General features: G+C 67.7%; 10 protein-coding genes. 4 read left to right on the top strand and 6 right to left on the bottom strand.

Going from position 1 to position 16,724, the window contains the following annotated elements:
• Positions 1-498: 498 nt before the first annotated feature.
• The 3 genes from QE360_RS08385 (at position 499) to QE360_RS08375 (ending at position 6,767) form a co-directional block, all read left to right on the top strand.
• Positions 499-3,282, top strand: a complete 2,784-nt coding sequence (locus QE360_RS08385) for a TonB-dependent receptor (RefSeq protein WP_309700737.1) — start codon at positions 499-501, stop codon at positions 3,280-3,282.
• Positions 3,283-3,363: 81 nt separating this feature from the next.
• Positions 3,364-5,649 (top strand): alpha-N-acetylglucosaminidase, encoded by a 2,286-nt coding sequence (locus QE360_RS08380; protein ID WP_309704110.1) that lies wholly within the window; start codon positions 3,364-3,366, stop codon positions 5,647-5,649.
• A 5-nt stretch (positions 5,650-5,654) separates the two neighbouring features.
• Positions 5,655-6,767, top strand: a complete 1,113-nt coding sequence (locus tag QE360_RS08375; protein WP_309704108.1) for a heparan-alpha-glucosaminide N-acetyltransferase domain-containing protein — start codon at positions 5,655-5,657, stop codon at positions 6,765-6,767.
• Positions 6,768-6,858: 91 nt separating this feature from the next.
• On the opposite strand, the gene galA is transcribed toward QE360_RS08375, so the two are convergent.
• The 4 genes from galA to QE360_RS08355 all read right to left on the bottom strand — a co-directional run bounded on the left by galA (position 6,859) and on the right by QE360_RS08355 (position 11,909).
• Complete coding sequence (gene galA / locus QE360_RS08370) at positions 6,859-9,834, bottom strand: beta-galactosidase GalA (protein ID WP_309700735.1); 2,976 nt, start codon at positions 9,832-9,834, stop codon at positions 6,859-6,861.
• Positions 9,821-10,021, bottom strand: coding sequence for a hypothetical protein (locus tag QE360_RS08365; RefSeq protein WP_309700733.1), 201 nt, complete (start codon positions 10,019-10,021; stop codon positions 9,821-9,823). Before QE360_RS08365 ends, galA begins: the two co-directional genes overlap by 14 nt.
• 107 nt (positions 10,022-10,128) lie before the next feature.
• Complete coding sequence (locus tag QE360_RS08360; protein WP_309700731.1) at positions 10,129-10,722, bottom strand: hypothetical protein; 594 nt, start codon at positions 10,720-10,722, stop codon at positions 10,129-10,131.
• An 11-nt stretch (positions 10,723-10,733) separates the two neighbouring features.
• Positions 10,734-11,909, bottom strand: a complete 1,176-nt coding sequence (locus QE360_RS08355) for a zinc-dependent alcohol dehydrogenase (protein WP_307100948.1) — start codon at positions 11,907-11,909, stop codon at positions 10,734-10,736.
• A 135-nt stretch (positions 11,910-12,044) separates the two neighbouring features.
• Here QE360_RS08355 and QE360_RS08350 point away from each other — a divergent pair, with 135 nt between their 5' ends.
• A complete protein-coding gene (locus QE360_RS08350; protein ID WP_309700730.1) occupies positions 12,045-13,532 on the top strand; it encodes a PAS domain-containing protein in 1,488 nt (495 codons plus the stop codon).
• On the opposite strand, the gene QE360_RS08345 is transcribed toward QE360_RS08350, so the two are convergent.
• Together QE360_RS08345 and QE360_RS08340 are read right to left on the bottom strand one after the other, a co-directional pair.
• The gene (locus QE360_RS08345) at positions 13,529-15,955 is read right to left on the bottom strand and encodes an ABC transporter permease (protein ID WP_309700728.1); all 2,427 of its coding nucleotides are present in this window, start codon (positions 15,953-15,955) and stop codon (positions 13,529-13,531) included. The two genes, QE360_RS08350 and QE360_RS08345, sit on opposite strands and share 4 nt — an antisense overlap.
• Positions 15,956-15,970: 15 nt before the next feature.
• Positions 15,971-16,648: an ABC transporter ATP-binding protein gene (locus tag QE360_RS08340; protein WP_309700725.1), complete on the bottom strand. Its 678-nt coding sequence runs from the start codon at positions 16,646-16,648 to the stop codon at positions 15,971-15,973.
• Positions 16,649-16,724: the final 76 nt, after the last annotated feature.

The following is a 16,724-nucleotide window of genomic DNA, read 5'->3' as shown; positions in this document are numbered from 1 at the left end:
AGGCCGCCAGGCTCGCTCCGACACCCCGCGTGCTTTTCGGGACAGGCGACGAACGACGGCGACGCCGTCCACCCAGGGATCATGACGAAAAATTCATGACCCCATCCCTCTGTAATATAGCCCCAATCCCCGGTCGGCCATGCCTCATGCCGATTTTGGGGCGAAACCTGTTGTCACCATGTTGACAGGCATGACCATTCCATGTCACCGATAAGACCATAAGATTACAAGAACGTGATGCAGGAAGACATTTTCGGTCCAATGCCGCGATTCGCCGTACACGGCCCATAGGCCGGACGACGGACGCGACGATGGACACCGGACAGGCTTCGCGTCCCAGCGCAGCAGATGAGACCGTCGATCCCGGTTCGTGAACGCTTCTCGCGTTCCGGTCGATGACGCCTCCTGCCTCCCGCCGATTGCCGATGCCCTTTCCGGCACAGTCTCGGGGAAGCCCGGCACGACGAGCGCGCGTCGGGATCAGAGGAGGGAAAATGCATGATTACGTCACCGCGTAACGGCGTGTCGCGTCCGGGCCGCAAACGCCTGCTCCAGACGACGGCGTTCACCGCCGCCGGGCTGGCCTCGGCGATGATCGCCGCGCCCGCCCTGGCGCAGACGAGCGGCCCCGCCGCCGCCAATGCCAGCATCTCGACCGCCGCCGGGGCAGGACAGACCGCCGCCCAGGCCGATACCGCCGGGGATGGCGGGCAGGACGAGATCACCGTCACCGGCTATCGCCAGAGCATCGCCTCCGCGCTGGCCGCCAAGCGCAACGACATCCGCATCACCGACGGCATCTCGTCGGAGGATATCGGCAAGTTCCCCGCCCAGAACATCACCGAGGCGATCCAGCGTATCGCGGGCGTCCAGATGTCCAACATCAACGGTCGTGGCTCGACGATCAGCATCCGTGGCCTGGGTCCGCAATATGCGCGCACCACGATCAACGGCCAGACCTTCGCCAGCGCCGACTTCAAGGACGGCTTCCGCTACGACATCATCCAGACCGACCTGGCCAGCGCGATCCAGGTCATCAAGTCGCCGACCGCCGACATGGACACGGGCGGCCTGGCGGGCACGGTCAACATCGATACGGTCAAGCCGCTCGCCTATAAGGGCCCCAGCTTCATCGCAGGCGTGAAGGGCTATTATTCCGACTATCGCGGCGACGTCACGCCCAAGGTCAACGCCGCCTATATCAAGCGGTTCGCCAATGACACGATCGGCGTCATGCTGGACGTCGGCTATCAGAAGCTGAAGGATCGCGGCGACTATCTGTTCATCAAGAACTGGTATCAGCCCGGCGCCGTGGCGGGCGCGTCGGACGTGCAGGTGCCGGGCAATCTGCGCTATCGCCGGATCGAGCGCGACACCGAGCAGTTGATGGGCAGCGGCGCGATCCAGTGGAAGCCGCAGGACAATTTCGAGGTGCTGCTCCAGGGCGAATATTCGCGCGACCATACCCGTTACGACACCCGCCAGATGGTCTTCGGCCGCTGGGCCGCCTCGGCGGTGACGGTCAACAGCTCGGCCAACGGCGTCGCGAACAACATCTCGATCGGCAGTTTCAACGTCGACAACAACGACCAGCCCGAACTGCGCAAGCTCCAGACCCAGGCCTATACCGGCACGGTCAGTTGGAGCCCGACCGACACCACCCATATCCGCGCGATCGGCCATTATACCCAGGGCGATGCCAAGCTGTACGAATGGGCGACCATCGACGAGGTGCGCTTCGCGAATGGCGGCACGCTCGACATCTCCGATCCGTTCAACGTCAAGTGGAACACCGCCAGCCTGACCGACGGCTCGATCTACAACATGGGCAACCGCACCTGGTACGCCTTTGTCGACGGCGCGACGCATATCCAGTCGGCGCGCGACCGCGCGGTGCAGACCGACCTGACCCAGGATCTCGACTGGCACGGGATCAAGGCGCTGGTCGTCGGTGCGAAATATCATCACGAGAGCTTCAACACCAAGGCCTATCGCCACGACCGCGACGCCGATGTCAGCGATCCGGTGACCTATCCCGAATATGCCTGGATTCCCGACCTGTCGAAGACGGGCGTGCTGGTGAACGACTTCCTGGGCGGGTCGATGGCGATCCCGCACAGCTTCCTGTCGGTCAATGCGCCGCTGTGGCAGCAAATCCTGCGCGACAAGGGCATCACCGTGCCCGACACGCCCGACTGGCCCAACACCTACAAGGTCGACCGCTATATCCCGGCACTCTATGCCATGGCCAATATCGACGGCACGCTGTTCGACCTGCCGGTGCGCGGCAATGTCGGCGTGCGGTACGAACATACCCACCAGAACGTCACCAGCAGCCTGACCAACGGCACCGGCAGCGACGCCACGCTGCTCGGCCAGCAGCATGTCGTGCAGGATTATGGCAATGTCCTGCCCAGCGCCAGCTTCGCGCTGGACGTGACGCCGCACCTGGTCGCGCGCATCGCGGCGGCCAAGGTGCTGGTCCGCCCGCTGCTCAACAGCCAGACGCAGATGGCCGACACCATCACCCGCGTGACCACCAGCCTGCGCCCCAGCGTATCGGTGGCGCAGGGCGAGAGCCGGTTGAAACCGCTGACCGCCAACCAGCTGGACCTCAGCCTGGAATATTATCACGGCAAGGGCAATTCGATCACGCTCGCCGGCTTCTACAAGGCGGTGAAGAACGGCACCTTCACCCAATTCTACTGCCCGTCCTCCTATGACGGCGTGGCGCTGAACGGCGTGGTCAGCGATTGCCAGTCGGCCGACCTCAAGACCGACTATAGCTTCAGCCGGGTGCTGAACGACGACCGGGTCATCCATATCAAGGGCCTGGAACTGGGCGCGTCGCAGAATTTCGATGCGATCCTTCCCGTGAAGGGATTCGGCGCGGTCGGCAACGTGACGGTGGTCGACACCGATGCCAGCGCGATCGGCACCGGGTTCAACCTGCGCGACCTGTCGAAGCTGACCTGGAACCTGACGCCCTATTGGGAGGACGAGATGTTCAGCGTGCGGCTGTCGGTCAACCACCGCAGCTCCTATGTGCAGGATGCGGCGTCGAGCTTCTTCGTCAATAGCGGCCTGACCCATGTCGTGCGCCCGCGCACCCAGATGGACCTGGCGCTGGGCTTCAATCCGACCAGCTATCTCAGCTTCACGGGCGGCATCATCAATCTGAACAACACCCATGAAGACGCCTATCAGACGAATGCGAACACCTTCCAGCTCGCGAGCCGGACGGGGCGCACCTTCTATCTGTCGGCATCGACGAGGTTCTGATCTCCCCCCTGAAGGGCGGACGGCCGCACGGGTCGATCCGCCCTTCCCTTTCCGCCCTTTGCCGGGAACAAGACCTTCGTGATGACTTTCCCCAAGACGCTCGGCCTGATCGGCACCCTGTTGCTCACCGCCTCGATGGCCCATGCGCAGGACGATGGCGGGCAGGCCGCGCGCGACGCGCTCCGGCGGCTCGGCGTGCCCGAGCGTCAGCTTTCGGTGGCGATCCAGCCTTCGCCCGATCCCCGCTACCGCGTCCGGATCGATCACGACCGGCTGCGGGTCGAGGCGTCCTCGCCGGTCGCGGCGGTGCGCGGCGCGGCGGCGGCCCTGACCGCACAAGGACGGCTGTCGGTCAGTTGGGAGGGCAATCGCGTCGGCCCGATGACCCGCCTGACCCCCGGTGACAGCGGCTGGGTCGCCTCTCCCTTCGGCTTTCGCGCCTATCTGAACACCTGCACCTATGGCTACACCACCCCCTGGTGGGGCTGGCCGCGATGGGAGCGCGAGATCGACGCGATGGCGGTCCACGGCGTCGACATGCCGCTCGCCATGGAGGGGCAGGATTATGTCTGGCGCCAGCTCTGGCGCGAACAGGGGCTGAGCGAGGCGCAACTGGCGCAGCATTTCTCCGGCCCGGCCTTCCTGCCGTGGCAGCGCATGGGCAATATCGAGGGCTATCGCGCGCCGCTGCCGACCGGGTGGATCGACAAGCAGCGCGATCTGCAAAAGCGCATCCTGGCGCGGATGCGCGAACTGGGCATGACGCCGATCCTGCCCGCCTTCGCCGGTTACGTGCCCAAGGCCTTTGCCGAGGCGCATCCCAAGGCGCGTATCTACAAGATGCGGTCCTGGGAAGGATTCGAGGGCACCTATTGGCTCGACCCGTCCGACCCGCTGTTCGCGCCGCTCGCCAAGCGGTTCCTGGACCTCTACACCGCCGAATATGGGCCGGGGCAATATTACCTCGCCGATGCCTTTAACGAGATGGTGCCGCCGATCGCCGAGGACGGCAGCGACACCGCCCACGCCTCTTATGGCGATGCGACCGCCAACACGCCCGCGCTCGACGCCGCGACCCGCGCGGCGGCGCTGCCCCGCGAGGTCCGCGACGCGCGGCTGGCCGCCTATGGCCAGCGGCTCTACGCCGCGATCGCGGCGGCGCGGCCCGATGCGACCTGGGTGATGCAGGGCTGGCTGTTCGGCGCGGACAAGAAATTCTGGACGCCCGATGCCATCGCCGCCTTCCTCCGCGACGTGCCGGACCGGAAGATGCTGATCCTCGACATCGGCAATGACCGCTATCCCGGTATCTGGAAGACGACGGGCGGGTTCGACGGCAAGAGCTGGGTCTATGGCTATGTCCATAATTATGGCGGCAGCAACCCGGTCTATGGCGCGCCCGATTTCTACCGCCGCGACGTGGCCGCGCTGTTCGCCGACGGCGCGCGCGGGAATGTCCGCGGGTTCGGCCTGTTTCCGGAGGGGCTGCACAGCAACAGCCTGGTCTATGACTATGCCTATGACGTGGCTTGGCCGGGCGGCGGCGACATGGCGATGGCGCCGTGGCTGAGCCGCTATACCGCCGCGCGTTACGGCCGGAGCGACCCGGCAATGGTCGCGGCGTGGCAGGAGGTGGTCGCGGGCGCCTATGACGTGCGCTACTGGACCCCGCGCTGGTGGAACGAGCGCGCGGGCGCCTATCTGTTCTTCAAGCGCCCGGCGGCCGATGCGCCGACCTATCCCGCCGAGCCCGGCGACCGCGCGAAGCTGCGCGCCGGGATCGCGGCGATGCTCAAGCTCGCCCCCGCTTATGGCAAGAGCCCGCTCTATCGCTACGATCTGGTCGATCTGACCCGCCATGCCGCCAGCCTGTCGCTGGACGACACGGTGAAGGCCGCCGTCGCCGCCTATCAGCGGGGCGATGTCGCCGCCGGAGACCGGGAAACGGCGCGGATGAAGGCGCTGGCGCTCGCCATCAATCACCTGATCGGCGGGCAGCAGGAAAGCCTGGCCAGCTGGATCGCCGATGCGCGCGGCTATGGCGACACGCCCGCCGAGAAGACCGCCTATGCGCAGAATGCCAAGGCGCAGGTAACGATCTGGGGCGGGCGCGGGCATCTGGGCGACTATGCGTCCAAGGCCTGGGCGGGCATGTATGCCGATTATTACCTGCCGCGCTGGACCGCCTACCTGACCGAAGCGCGGGCCGCCGCGCTAGCCAGGCGGCCGGTCGACGATGCGGCCTTCACCGCGAAGCTGCTCGACTGGGAAAGGGCCTGGGTCGCCGATCCCCGCCCCTATAAGGCCAGCGCCCCCGCCGACCCGGTGGCCGAGGCCCGCGCGCTGATGACGGAGACGGCCCGGTGACGACGATGCCCAAGCCCGAGCGCTTCGCCTCGCTCGACATGTTCCGGGGCGCGACCATCTTCCTGATGATCGTGGTCAACACGGCGGGCGCGGGCGGGGCCTTCACCCAGTTGCAGCATGCGCCGTGGTTCGGCTTCACGCTGGCCGACCTGATCTATCCCAGCTTCCTGTTCGCGGTCGGCAATGCGATGAGCTTCGCGCTGACCCGGCCGATGCCCGAGCCCGTCTTCCTGCGCCGCATATTCAAGCGGGCCGCGCTGATCTTCCTGCTCGGCGTGCTGATGTACTGGTTCCCCTTCGTCACGCACCAGGCGGACGGCCGCTGGGTCGCCAAGCCCTTCGCCGACACGCGGCTGACCGGCGTGCTGCAACGCATCGCGCTCTGCTATCTGCTGGGGGCGCTCCTCGCGCGCTATCTGCGGCCCAGCCATCTGGCGATGGTCGCGGTCGGGCTGGTCGTCGCGCACTGGGCGATCCTGACGGGCCTGAGCCCGGCGGGCGAGGCGTTCGGGCGGTACAAGAATGCGGGGACGTCGTTCGACCTGTGGCTGATCGGGCCGGAGCATCTGTACAAGAAGGACCATGGCTTCGATCCCGAGGGGCTGCTCGGCACGCTGCCCGCGACCGCCAATGTGATCGCGGGCTATCTGACCGGCCTGGCCATCCGGCGCTGGGGCAAGCATGCCGCCACGGTCGGACGGCTGGCGGCGATCGGGGCGGGGCTGGTCGTCGTTGCGCTATTGCTGTCGCCCATCCTGCCGATCGGCAAGAAGCTGTGGACCGGATCGTTCTTCGCGCTGACCGTCGGGCTCGACCTGATCCTGCTGGGCGCGGTCCTCTGGCTGGTCGAGGTTCGCGGGGTGACGCTCGGGCGGTCCTTCCTCCAGATGCTGGGGCGCAATCCGCTGGCCATCTATCTGTTTTCCGAACTGTTGGTCGTCGTGCTGGAGCTGGTCCATGTCGACGGCGTCGGGCTCTATACCTGGATCGGGCTGAACGGGTTCCAGCCGATCGCGCCGGGACCGGTCGGCTCGCTGCTCTGCGCGCTGGCCTATACGCTGGTGTGCTGCGGCTTCGGTTGGATGCTGGATCGCAAGGGGATCATCCTGAAGGTCTGACCCATACGCTTCGACTTCGCTCAGCGTGAACGGAGGTCGGGACCAATATCCCCCACCCGTTCAGCCTGAGCGAAGTCGAAGGCCAAGGGAATCACCTCTCCCGCACCGAAATCGTCCGCCCCAGGCCCGAAGCCTTGCCGGGCTCCGCCTCGACGACCAGCACCACCTGCCGCTCCCCCGGCCCGGCCGGGAACGGCACCACCAGCGGGGCGCCCGCAAAGTCCGTCTTCCCGGCCCGCTTCACGCCGTCCACCCAGGCCTCGGCCCGCCCGACGACCTCGGCGAAGACCACCGCCCCGCCCTGCTCTGCCACCCGGTGGCGCGGCGTGAAGCTCGTGCGATAGGTCGACCAGACCCCCTCGCCCGGTCCCTCCAGCCGTCCGGGACGCGCATAGACCAGGCTGTTCATGTCGTTGCCCGCATAGCGGCGCAGCGGATCGGGCCGGGTCGCGGTGAAATCGCTCCGCTTCCAGTCGGTCAGCATCGCGACCGGCCGCGTCGCGGGCAGCGCGGGCAGAGGCCGGGCCGCGATCACCCGCACCGATGCCCGCGCCGGCTTCAGGCCCGGTGCGCGCGCCTCCAAGGTCAGCGTGCCCGCCCCCGCCTCGGCCCGGACCAGCGCCTGGGCGAGGCCATGGAACAGGCGGCGCGCGGGCAGAACCTCCGAGTCATGGTCGTTGGGGTCGCCATTGCCCACCCCGATCACCGCGCCCTTCGTCACGCGGAAGGCGACCTGCGCCGCCGCATCCGGCACGACCCGCCCCTGCGCATCGACCGCCATCACGGTGAAGGGCTGCAGGTCGCTACCCGTCCCCAGCATCCCGCTTCGATCGGCGACCAGCCGCAGCGCGACCGGCGCCCCCGCCGTCTCGACAAAGGTCCGCGACACCGTCCGTCCGGCGCGATAGCCGATCGCCTCCAGCCGTCCGGGGCGATAGGGCACCTGCCATTCGGGCATCGCCAGCCGGTCGACCGTCTTCGTCCCCAGGCTCCGGCCGTTCAGGCGCAGTTCCACCGTCTCGGCATTGGTCAGCGCGATCACCCGGATCGCCTCCCCCTCGCGCCCCGGCCAGGTCCAGTGCGGCGCGATGGCGAGGGCCGGGGCATCGTCCACCCATTGCGCCCGGCGCAGGTGAAAGGCCATCTTGGCGAAACCGCACAGGTCCATGATACCGAACACGCTGCTGGTCGTCGGCCATTCGAACGGCGTCGGCTCGCCATGATAGTCGAAGCCGGTCCAGACGAACGTCCCCGCAACGAACGGCCGCGTGTCGATCATCCGCCAGCTTTCATGATGGGTCAGGCCCCATTCGGCGGCGTCGGTGTCATAGGAACTGACCTCATGCCGCGCCATGTCGGTCTTCCACACGCCCCGCGTCATGAAGGCGCTGGTATCCTCCGAACTGGTCATCGGCTTGGCCGGATGCGCGGCGTGGAATTTGTCGTAGCGGCGATGCTGGTAGTTGAAGCCCATGACGTCGACCGCGTCGGAGACGTTGAGCGGGGAGAACATCCCGTCGTTCATCGCCGCCGTGACGGGGCGCGCGGTGTCGAGTTCCTTCACCGCCTCGGCCATGCGGCGGACCATCTCGTAACCCTGTTCGGTGCCCTGCATCGGTTCTTCGTTGAAGACGGACCACAGGAAGACGCTCGGCCGGTTGCGGTCGCGGCGGACCAGCCATTGCAACTGGCGCAGATAGTCCGGACTGGGGTTGAAGTTGCGGTTCTCGTCCATGACCAGCATCCCCAGCCGGTCGCACGCATCGAGCAATTCGGGTGCGGGCGCATGATGCGAACAGCGCAGCGCGTTGCACCCCATCGCCTTCAGCCGCCGGATACGCCATTCCCACATCGCATCGGGCATGGCGACGCCGACCCCGGCATGATCCTGATGGACGCACACGCCCTTGATCTTGGTCGCCACGCCGTTGAGATAAAAGCCGGTGGCGGCGTCGAAGCGGATCTCGCGAAAGCCGATCCGGGTGGCGCGGGCGTCGATGGCCGTGCCGTCGCGCAGCAGCCGTGTCTCCACCCGATAGAGCGTCGGATGGTCCACCGACCAACGCTGTGGATCGGCGACCGGGATGGTCATGCTCGCTTCGGCGGCCTTCAGGGGATCGACGCTTACGTCCGTCTCGGCACGGCCGATGGTCCGGCCTGCCGGATCGATCAGCACCGCCTCCGCCCGGACGGTTGCCGCCGTCTTCTGGATATTGGAGACGGTCAGCGCGACCGGCACCGTCCAGCCGCCATCCCCCTTGCGCGGATCGGCATGAAGCCCATCGGTGACGATGCTGACCCCGTCGCGCACCGCCAGCCAGTTGTGGCGATAGAGCCCGGCGCCCTCATACCACCATCCCTCCATCGTCTCGGCATCGACGCGGACGGCCAGCGTGTTCAGTTCCTCGCCGAACCGGGCATAGGGGGTGATGTCGATCAGGATCGCGGTGTAGCCGCTGAAGCTGTGCGCGACGAGGACGCCGTTGAACCAGACCTTGGCATGGGTCGCCGCCGCGCCGAGCTGCACCTCCAGATAGCGGCCGCGCCATTCGACGGGCAGCTTGAGCGTGCGCCGATACCATCCGATGCCGCGCCGCCGATAGCCCTGCGCGACATTGGCGTTCGGGTCGACCACCTCCTCCATCGCCCAGTCATGCGGCAGTTCGACCGTACGCCAGTCGCTATCGTCATAGCCAACCGCCGCCGCGCCCTGCGCGATTCCGGCCTTGGCATTCTGATAGCTTTCCTCATGCCCCAGGATCGGCGGCACGACGATGTCGCCCTTGTGGAACAGCCAGCCATCATCGAGGCGGAGGAGGCTGGGATCGGCGACGAAGGGCGGCTCGGGCATCGCATCGAACGGCGCGGGCGCATCGCCGCTGTCGAGTTCGAGCGGACGGCCCGCCGCAAGGCCAGGGGCACCGAGCGCCGGGGCGGTGAGCCCCGTTGTCAGTCCGCTGGCCAGGAGAGTGCGGCGGGTCACGGTCATCGGGCGGTCTCCGGCAAGGAAGGTCTTGGGCGGGAAGGTGGCGCGGGCCATGCCGGGCGCGGCATCATCCAGCGGCACGGCGTGCGTCCTGTCGGACGGGCGAATCAAAAAAGGCGGCGCCCCGCAGGCACGCCGCCATGTCGTTGAGGATCGCGAAAAGCCAGAGGGCGAAGGCGTCGCGCATGGTCGAGGCGCGGGTCGGTGAGGCCATGCCCGCGGTCGAGGCAAGGCCCGCACCCATGACGCCGATCCCAGCCCGCTTCATCCCCCGCACCCCATGTCGAGGGATCAGTCTACCCCGATGAAGCGGGCTGTAAAGACGATTTGTCTGACCAATTCAGCACCGCCATGGTGCCGCTTTGGTTTTAGGGGTCAGGCCCGGGACGGCAGCAACGGCACCGCATCGGCCACGCTGCCTTCGGCGCGATAGTCGGGGGGAATGTCGAAGTCCTTGCGGGCCAGCCCGCGCGAGGCTTCCCGCCCCTTGGGCAGTCCCGACCGGTCGGAATAGTCCCGACCGGCGCCGGGTTCGCGCCGATGGGCGGCCTTCACGCCCTTCAACGCCGCGATGTCGAGCAGCGTGATCCCCGCGACCAGCGCGGTCGCGATCGCGGCGTTGCGCCATTTGGGGTTGTCGCGGTGCAGCCCGGTCGCCAGCGTGCCCAGATCGAGCGCGTCGCCCGCGATCCGCGCGGCCAGCCCGACCGGCTTGTCGATCGACAGCGTCGGGACGGCGCTGGCCAGTTCGCGGGCACCATAGGCACGGATCAGCCCTTCCTTGTCCTCGAGCCCCAGCGTGCGGGCCAGGCGGCCGGGGGCGACCAGTTCGGCGATGCCCAGCCCGACCGAGAACCAGCCAAGCGCGCGCGCCAGCCGGTCGGCACCCGACAGCGAACTCGGCCCTTTATGCTCGACGCGCGGGTCGCCCTCCGAACGGGCGATGCCGGTGATGTTGGTGAGTGGCATGACGCCCTCCTTCAGGGTTGGAGCATGACCTTGACGCACCCGTCCGCCTTGTCGCGGAAGGTGGCGTACATTTCGGGTCCCTTGGACAGATCGACCTTGTGGGTGATGACGAAGGAGGGGTCGATCTGCCCGTCCTCGATCCGGCGGAGCAGATCGCCCGTCCAGCGCGGGACATGCGCCTGCGCCATGCGAAAGGTCAGCCCCTTGTTCATCGCCTGACCCATCGGGATCTTGTCGACCAGCCCCAGATAGACACCGATGATCGAGATGACGCCGCCGGGGCGACAGACATAGATCATCTCGCGCAGCACATGCGGGCGGTCATTCTCCGCCATCAGCATCTGCTTGGCGCGGTCGAGCACGGTGTCGGGCTGGGCGAAATGGACATGGCTCTCGGTGCCGACCGCGTCGATGCACTTTTCGGGCCCCTTGCCGTCGGTGAGTTCGTTCAGCCGCTCGACGACGCTTTCCTGCTCGAAGTCGATCGTGATCGCGCCCGCCGCCGCCGCCATCGACAGGCGTTCGGGCAGCCGGTCGATCGCGACCACCTGTTCGGCGCCCAGCAGGATCGCCGCGCGGATCGCCATCTGGCCGACCGGGCCACAGCCCCAGATGGCGACCGTGTCGCCGGGCTGGATGTCCGCCTGGACCGCCGCCTGCCAGCCGGTCGGCAGGATATCGGACAGGAACAGCAGCTTCTCGTCGTCGATGCCGTCCGGCACCTTGATGTGCGTGGTGTCGGCAAAGGGCACGCGCAGATATTCGGCCTGCCCGCCGGGATAGCCGCCGGTCAGGTGGGTATAGCCGAACAGACCCGCCGTCGCATGGCCGAACGCCTTGTCGCCCAGTTCCTTCTTGCGGTTGGTCCGCTCGCACACCGAGAAGTTGCCGCGACGGCACTGGTCGCACTCGCCGCACTGGATGGTGAAGGGGATGACGACGCGGTCGCCCTTCTTCAACGTCCCCCCGGCGGCGCTGCCGACTTCGACGACTTCGCCCATCGTCTCGTGCCCCATGATGTCGCCGGGCAGCATCGCGGGCACCAGATTGTGAAAGAGATGCAGGTCCGACCCGCAGATCGCACAACTCGTAACCTTGATTATGGCGTCGCGCGGATGTTCGATCGCAGGGTCGGACACCGTGTCGTACCGGATGTCCTCCTTGCCGTGCCAGACCAGGGCCTTCATGCCGCTCTCCTCGATTGCGTGGGGCAGAGTTATGGACGGCAAGGCGCCAGGCCCATCCGGGCGATCCCTAGGGAACCTTACCCGGTCGCGGACGCTTGCCGGTGGGACCGGCAAAGCCTGAGGAGAGCCGGCCCGATGGACGAAGTTTCGCACGACACGTCCATCCGGAACGCAGTGTTCCGCCGGGGGTCCGAGGCGGCGTGGCGCAGGGGCGAGGCGCGCCTGCGCGCCGCGACCGAGCTGGTCGGCATCGGCATCTATGCCTGGGACCCGCGCACCGGCGCGCTCGAATGGGACGCACGGCTCTGCGCGATGTGGGGCATCCCGCCGGGCACCGCGATCGACGAGGAACTGTTCGAAGCGGGCATCCATCCCGACGACCGGGAACGGGTCCGCGCGGCGATCGCGGCCTGTGTCGATCCGTCAGGCGATGGACGCTACCGGATCGAATATCGCGTCATCGGCCGCGACGACGGCATCGTCCGCCACATCGCGACATCGGGCCGGACGACATTCGCCCATGGCCATCCGATCGCCTTCATCGGCGCGGCGATCGACATGACCGAGCAGCGCCATGCCGAAGCCGCGATCCGCGCCAGCGAGGCGCAGTTCAGCAGCTTTGCCGCGCATAGCAGCAACCTCCTCTGGATCGCCGATCCGCGGACCGGGGACATACTCTATCGAAGCGCCGCCTTCGACCGCATCTGGGGCATCCCACGCGACGGCGCCTCGCCTTCGATCGCGTGCTGGCTGGACGATGTCCATCCCGACGACCGGCGCCAGGTCGAACATGCCCTGGCCAGCGTCATGGCCGGGGACGTCACCCAATATGCGTATCGCATCGTCCGCCCCGGCGACGGGGCCGTCCGCCGCCTGCGCGACACCAGCTTTCCCATTCCCGATGCGCAGGGCGCGATCACCCGCATCGGCGGCATCGCGGAGGATCTGACTCAGGAGGATAGCGGCCAGGTCTATATCGTCAGCCCCAGGACGACCGAGGCCCGGCGCCTCGCGGCGCTGGTGCGGGCGATGGGGTATCGCGCGCGCCTGTTCGAGAGCGCGACGGCGTTCCTCGACATCGCCGCCGTCCTGGCGCCCGGCTGCGTGCTGGTCGACCTGCGCCATGCCAAGCCCGAAGGGTTGTCGGTCGCCCGCGAGCTCAAGGCCCGGTCGATCGCCTTGCCGAGCATCGTGTTGGACGGGGCGGGCACGAACCTGATGTCCGCCGTCGCCGCGATGAAGGCGGGGGCGACCGACTATATCGTCGCGCAGGACGACGCGGCGCTGCACCCCGGCCTGTCGAACGCGATCGCCGACTGCCTGGCGGCGGTCCGCCCCGTCTCCCGCGACGAGACCGCCAGCGCGCGCATCGCCCGGCTGACCCCGCGCGAGCGCGAGGTGCTGCTGGGGCTGGTCGGGGGCAATACCAACAAGCTGCTCGGCAAGAAACTGGGCATCAGCCCGCGCACCGTCGAGCTGCACCGCGCCCAGGTCATGAACCGGCTGGACGCAGGCAATCTGGCCGAACTCATCCAGATCGCGCTGGCGGCGGGGGTCGCTCCGCCCGGCGAGGGCCATGCGACCCGCAGGCCGATCCCGCCCCCGCCAGGGTCGGACGCCTAGTCATGACGAAGCGCCCAGGCCGGTTCCATTCGGCTGGCGCGAACGGCCTGCCCCGCCACGGTCAACACCGCGATGCCGAGCGCCAGCGCGGTCGCGCCGAGGAAATGAAGCGGTGACAGCGCGATCCGGTCGTCAAATCCCGCCAGCCATGTCCGCATCGCCACGAACGCCAGCGGCCATGCGACCAGATTGGCCAGCAGCACCGGCCGCAGGAACTGCCCGACCAGCAGCCGCATGATGTCGACCGAGGATGCGCCCAGCGTCTTCCTGATGCCGATCTCCTTCACCCGGCGCTGCGTGTTGAACGAGGCGAGTCCCCACAGGCCGACGCAGCCGATCAGGACCGCCAGGCCCGCGCCGATGCCGAACAGACGCGTGGCGCGATCGTCGTCGTCATAGAAATTCTGGAGCAGCCGGTCGCCGGTATCCGCGCGGAAGGGCGCTTCGGGGGCGATCCGGATCCAGGCCGCACGGACGGCCTCCTTCACCGCGCGCGGGTCGCCTGTGAAACGCATCGTCGCGACGGGATAGGGCACGATACCCTGGGCATAGGTGTAATAGACCGGCGTTGCGGGCAGGCGCGGCGGGAAGAAGCGCAAATCCTCGACGACACCGACGATGGTCATCGGCCGGAGCTCCACCACCCTCTTGCCGATCGCCTCGGCGGGCGTGCGGAACCCCAGCGCGGCGGCGGCCGTGCGCGAGATCACGATGTTGCCGGGCACGCCTTTTTCGCTGTTCTGCCGGTCGTCCATCCGGTGCGCGTCGTCCAGCAATCGTCCGGCGATCGGCCGGCCCCCGAACAGCCGGAAGAAGTCGGACCCGACATGGATGTGGCGGACCGCCGGTCCCGGAGCGGGGCGACCGGGCAGCAGGAGATTGTCGCCATTGTTGTTGCCGACATTGCCGACCCCGGTGTCCGACGTCGTCACCATCGACACCCCCGGCACGGTCCGGAACGCCGCGATCAACGCCGGCTGTTTGGCCTGGTCCACATAGCCGAGCCAGGGCGCGACGAGCAGCCCCTCGCGCCGAAAGCCCAGATCGGCGTTACGGACATGGCGGGTCTGCGCCACGAGGACCGCCGTGCCGATCAGGAAGGCGATCACCACCGCGAACTGCGCCATCACCAGCGCCTCGCGCACCCTCGCCCCCGCACGCCCGCCGCCCGGCGTACGCGCCGAGGCCAGCACCGCCGCCGCGGGAAAGCGCGATAGCAACATCGCCGGGTAGCAGCCGGCCAGAACCCCGATGCCGATCGCCAGCACCAGCAGCACCGGGACGATCACGGCATAGGGCATGGTCAGCGACAGTCCACCGGCGGCATTGATCATCGGCAGGCCGATCTCCGCCAGCATCAGCCCCAACAGCGCCGCCAGCGCGGCGGCAAGCACCGCCTCGCCCATGAACTGGCGGATCAGCATGCCACGGCTCGCGCCCAGCACCTTGCGCATCGCCACTTCGCGGGCGCGCAGGCCCGCCCGTGCGCTTGCCAGATTCACGTAGTTGACGATCGCGATGAAGAGGGTCAGCACCCCGACCAGCCCCAGCGTGGCGATGGTCATCTTCCGGGTCGCGCTCGCCTGGCCGGCGGGTTGCAGATGCGCCTTGACCAACGGGAGAAGCGGCAGCGCCATCCGCGTCGCCGCATCCTTCCCCAGATCGCGGGCACCGCGGCGGGCCACGAACCCCGGCATCTTCCGCTCGAAGGCCCTTGCCGCATCCTCGTCGGGGAAACGCAGATAGGTCTTGAGCGAGGTGCTGCCCCAATGGTCCCACCAGTCGCCCAGATCGGTGGTGGGCAGGCGGGCGAGGATGGAGAATTTGAAGTCGCTGGTCCTCGGCAGATCCTCGAACACGCCCGTCACACGGTAAGGGGCCACTTTGTCGAGGGAGAGCGTCATCGTCTGCCCGATCGGATCGGCATCGCCGAAATATTTCCTGGCCGCCGATCGACTGAGGATGACGCTGGTCGGATCGGCCAGCGCCGACGCCTTGTCACCCGCCACCCATGGCAGGTCGAACACGTGCAGGAAGCTCGCATCCACCTGGCCGATATCGTCGAAGGTCGCGACACCGTTGCGCACGACGCTTCCGCCGTCCTTGCCGTCCATGTCGGCGCCGCCCATGAACCGCGTGCCGACGATGCCGGGCAGATCCTGGCGCAGCGCGTCGAGCAGGCCACCCATGGTGTACGGATAGGTGCCGGTGAACGGACCGTCCGCGCGTTTCCACTCGGTCTGGACGAGATAGACCTGGTCATGGTGCGGCAGCCACCGCTCGAAGCTGGTCTCGAACCGCACATAGAGCGCCAGGACGAAAAAGACCGCGATCCCGACCGCCAGCCCACCGATATTGAGCGCGGCATAGAGCGGGTGGCGCGTGAGCGAGCGGTAGAGCGAGGTGAGCGCAAGGCCGTTCATCGGGTCTGCTCCTTTTCAGATCGCGCGCATGGCGCTGGCGACGATACGGCCGTCGAGCATGTCGATGCGGCGCTTGGCGAGGTCGGCATGGCTGGGCGAGTGGGTGACCATCACGATGGTCGCGCCCGCATCATTGAGGCCGGTCAGGATGCTCATCACCTGCTCGCCATTGGCGGTGTCGAGATTGCCGGTCGGCTCGTCCGCCAGGATCAGCTTGGGATCGCCCACGATGGCGCGGGCGATGGCGGCGCGCTGCTGCTGGCCGCCCGACAACTGGTGGGGGAAGTGGCGCGCACGGTGGGCGATGCCGACCTTGTCCATCGCCGCCGCCACCCGGCCGCGACGATCCCCCGCATCGCTGCGATAGGCGAGGCCCAGCGCGACATTCTCCTCGATGGTCAGTTCGTCGATCAGGTTGAAGCTCTGGAAGACGAAGCCCAGCGTCTCGGCGCGGAACTTCGCCAGTTCCTTTTCGTCCATCGCCGCCAGGTCGCGGTCGCCGAACAGATATCGCCCGCCCGTCGGCCGGTCGACCGTGCCCAACGTGTTGAGCAAGGTCGACTTGCCGCAGCCCGAGGGCCCCATGATGGCCAGGAACTCGCCCGCCGCCACATGCAGGTCGATATCGTGCAACGCGGTCGTCTCCACCTCGTCGGAGACGTAGCGGCGCTGGATGTTCTGAAGACGGATCACGGATAGTGTCCCTGTCACCGGATGTTGAGGATGTCGCCGCTCGCAAGCGACGGCGGGCTGGTGACGATGCGCGCGC

This window comes from Sphingomonas sp. SORGH_AS_0789 (assembly GCF_031453055.1).
GTDB lineage: Bacteria > Pseudomonadota > Alphaproteobacteria > Sphingomonadales > Sphingomonadaceae > Sphingomonas.
This window is presented reverse-complemented; position numbering and strand designations above follow the sequence as displayed.

Coding starts and splice junctions, on each gene's coding strand:
- QE360_RS08385 (WP_309700737.1), top strand. CDS start 499: ATGATTACGTCACCGCGTAACGGCGTGTCGCGTCCGGGCCGCAAACGC.
- QE360_RS08345 (WP_309700728.1), bottom strand. CDS start 15,955: ATGAACGGCCTTGCGCTCACCTCGCTCTACCGCTCGCTCACGCGCCAC.
- QE360_RS08380 (WP_309704110.1), top strand. CDS start 3,364: ATGACTTTCCCCAAGACGCTCGGCCTGATCGGCACCCTGTTGCTCACC.
- QE360_RS08360 (WP_309700731.1), bottom strand. CDS start 10,722: ATGCCACTCACCAACATCACCGGCATCGCCCGTTCGGAGGGCGACCCG.
- QE360_RS08355 (WP_307100948.1), bottom strand. CDS start 11,909: ATGAAGGCCCTGGTCTGGCACGGCAAGGAGGACATCCGGTACGACACG.
- QE360_RS08365 (WP_309700733.1), bottom strand. CDS start 10,021: ATGAAGCGGGCTGGGATCGGCGTCATGGGTGCGGGCCTTGCCTCGACC.
- QE360_RS08350 (WP_309700730.1), top strand. CDS start 12,045: ATGGACGAAGTTTCGCACGACACGTCCATCCGGAACGCAGTGTTCCGC.
- QE360_RS08375 (WP_309704108.1), top strand. CDS start 5,655: ATGCCCAAGCCCGAGCGCTTCGCCTCGCTCGACATGTTCCGGGGCGCG.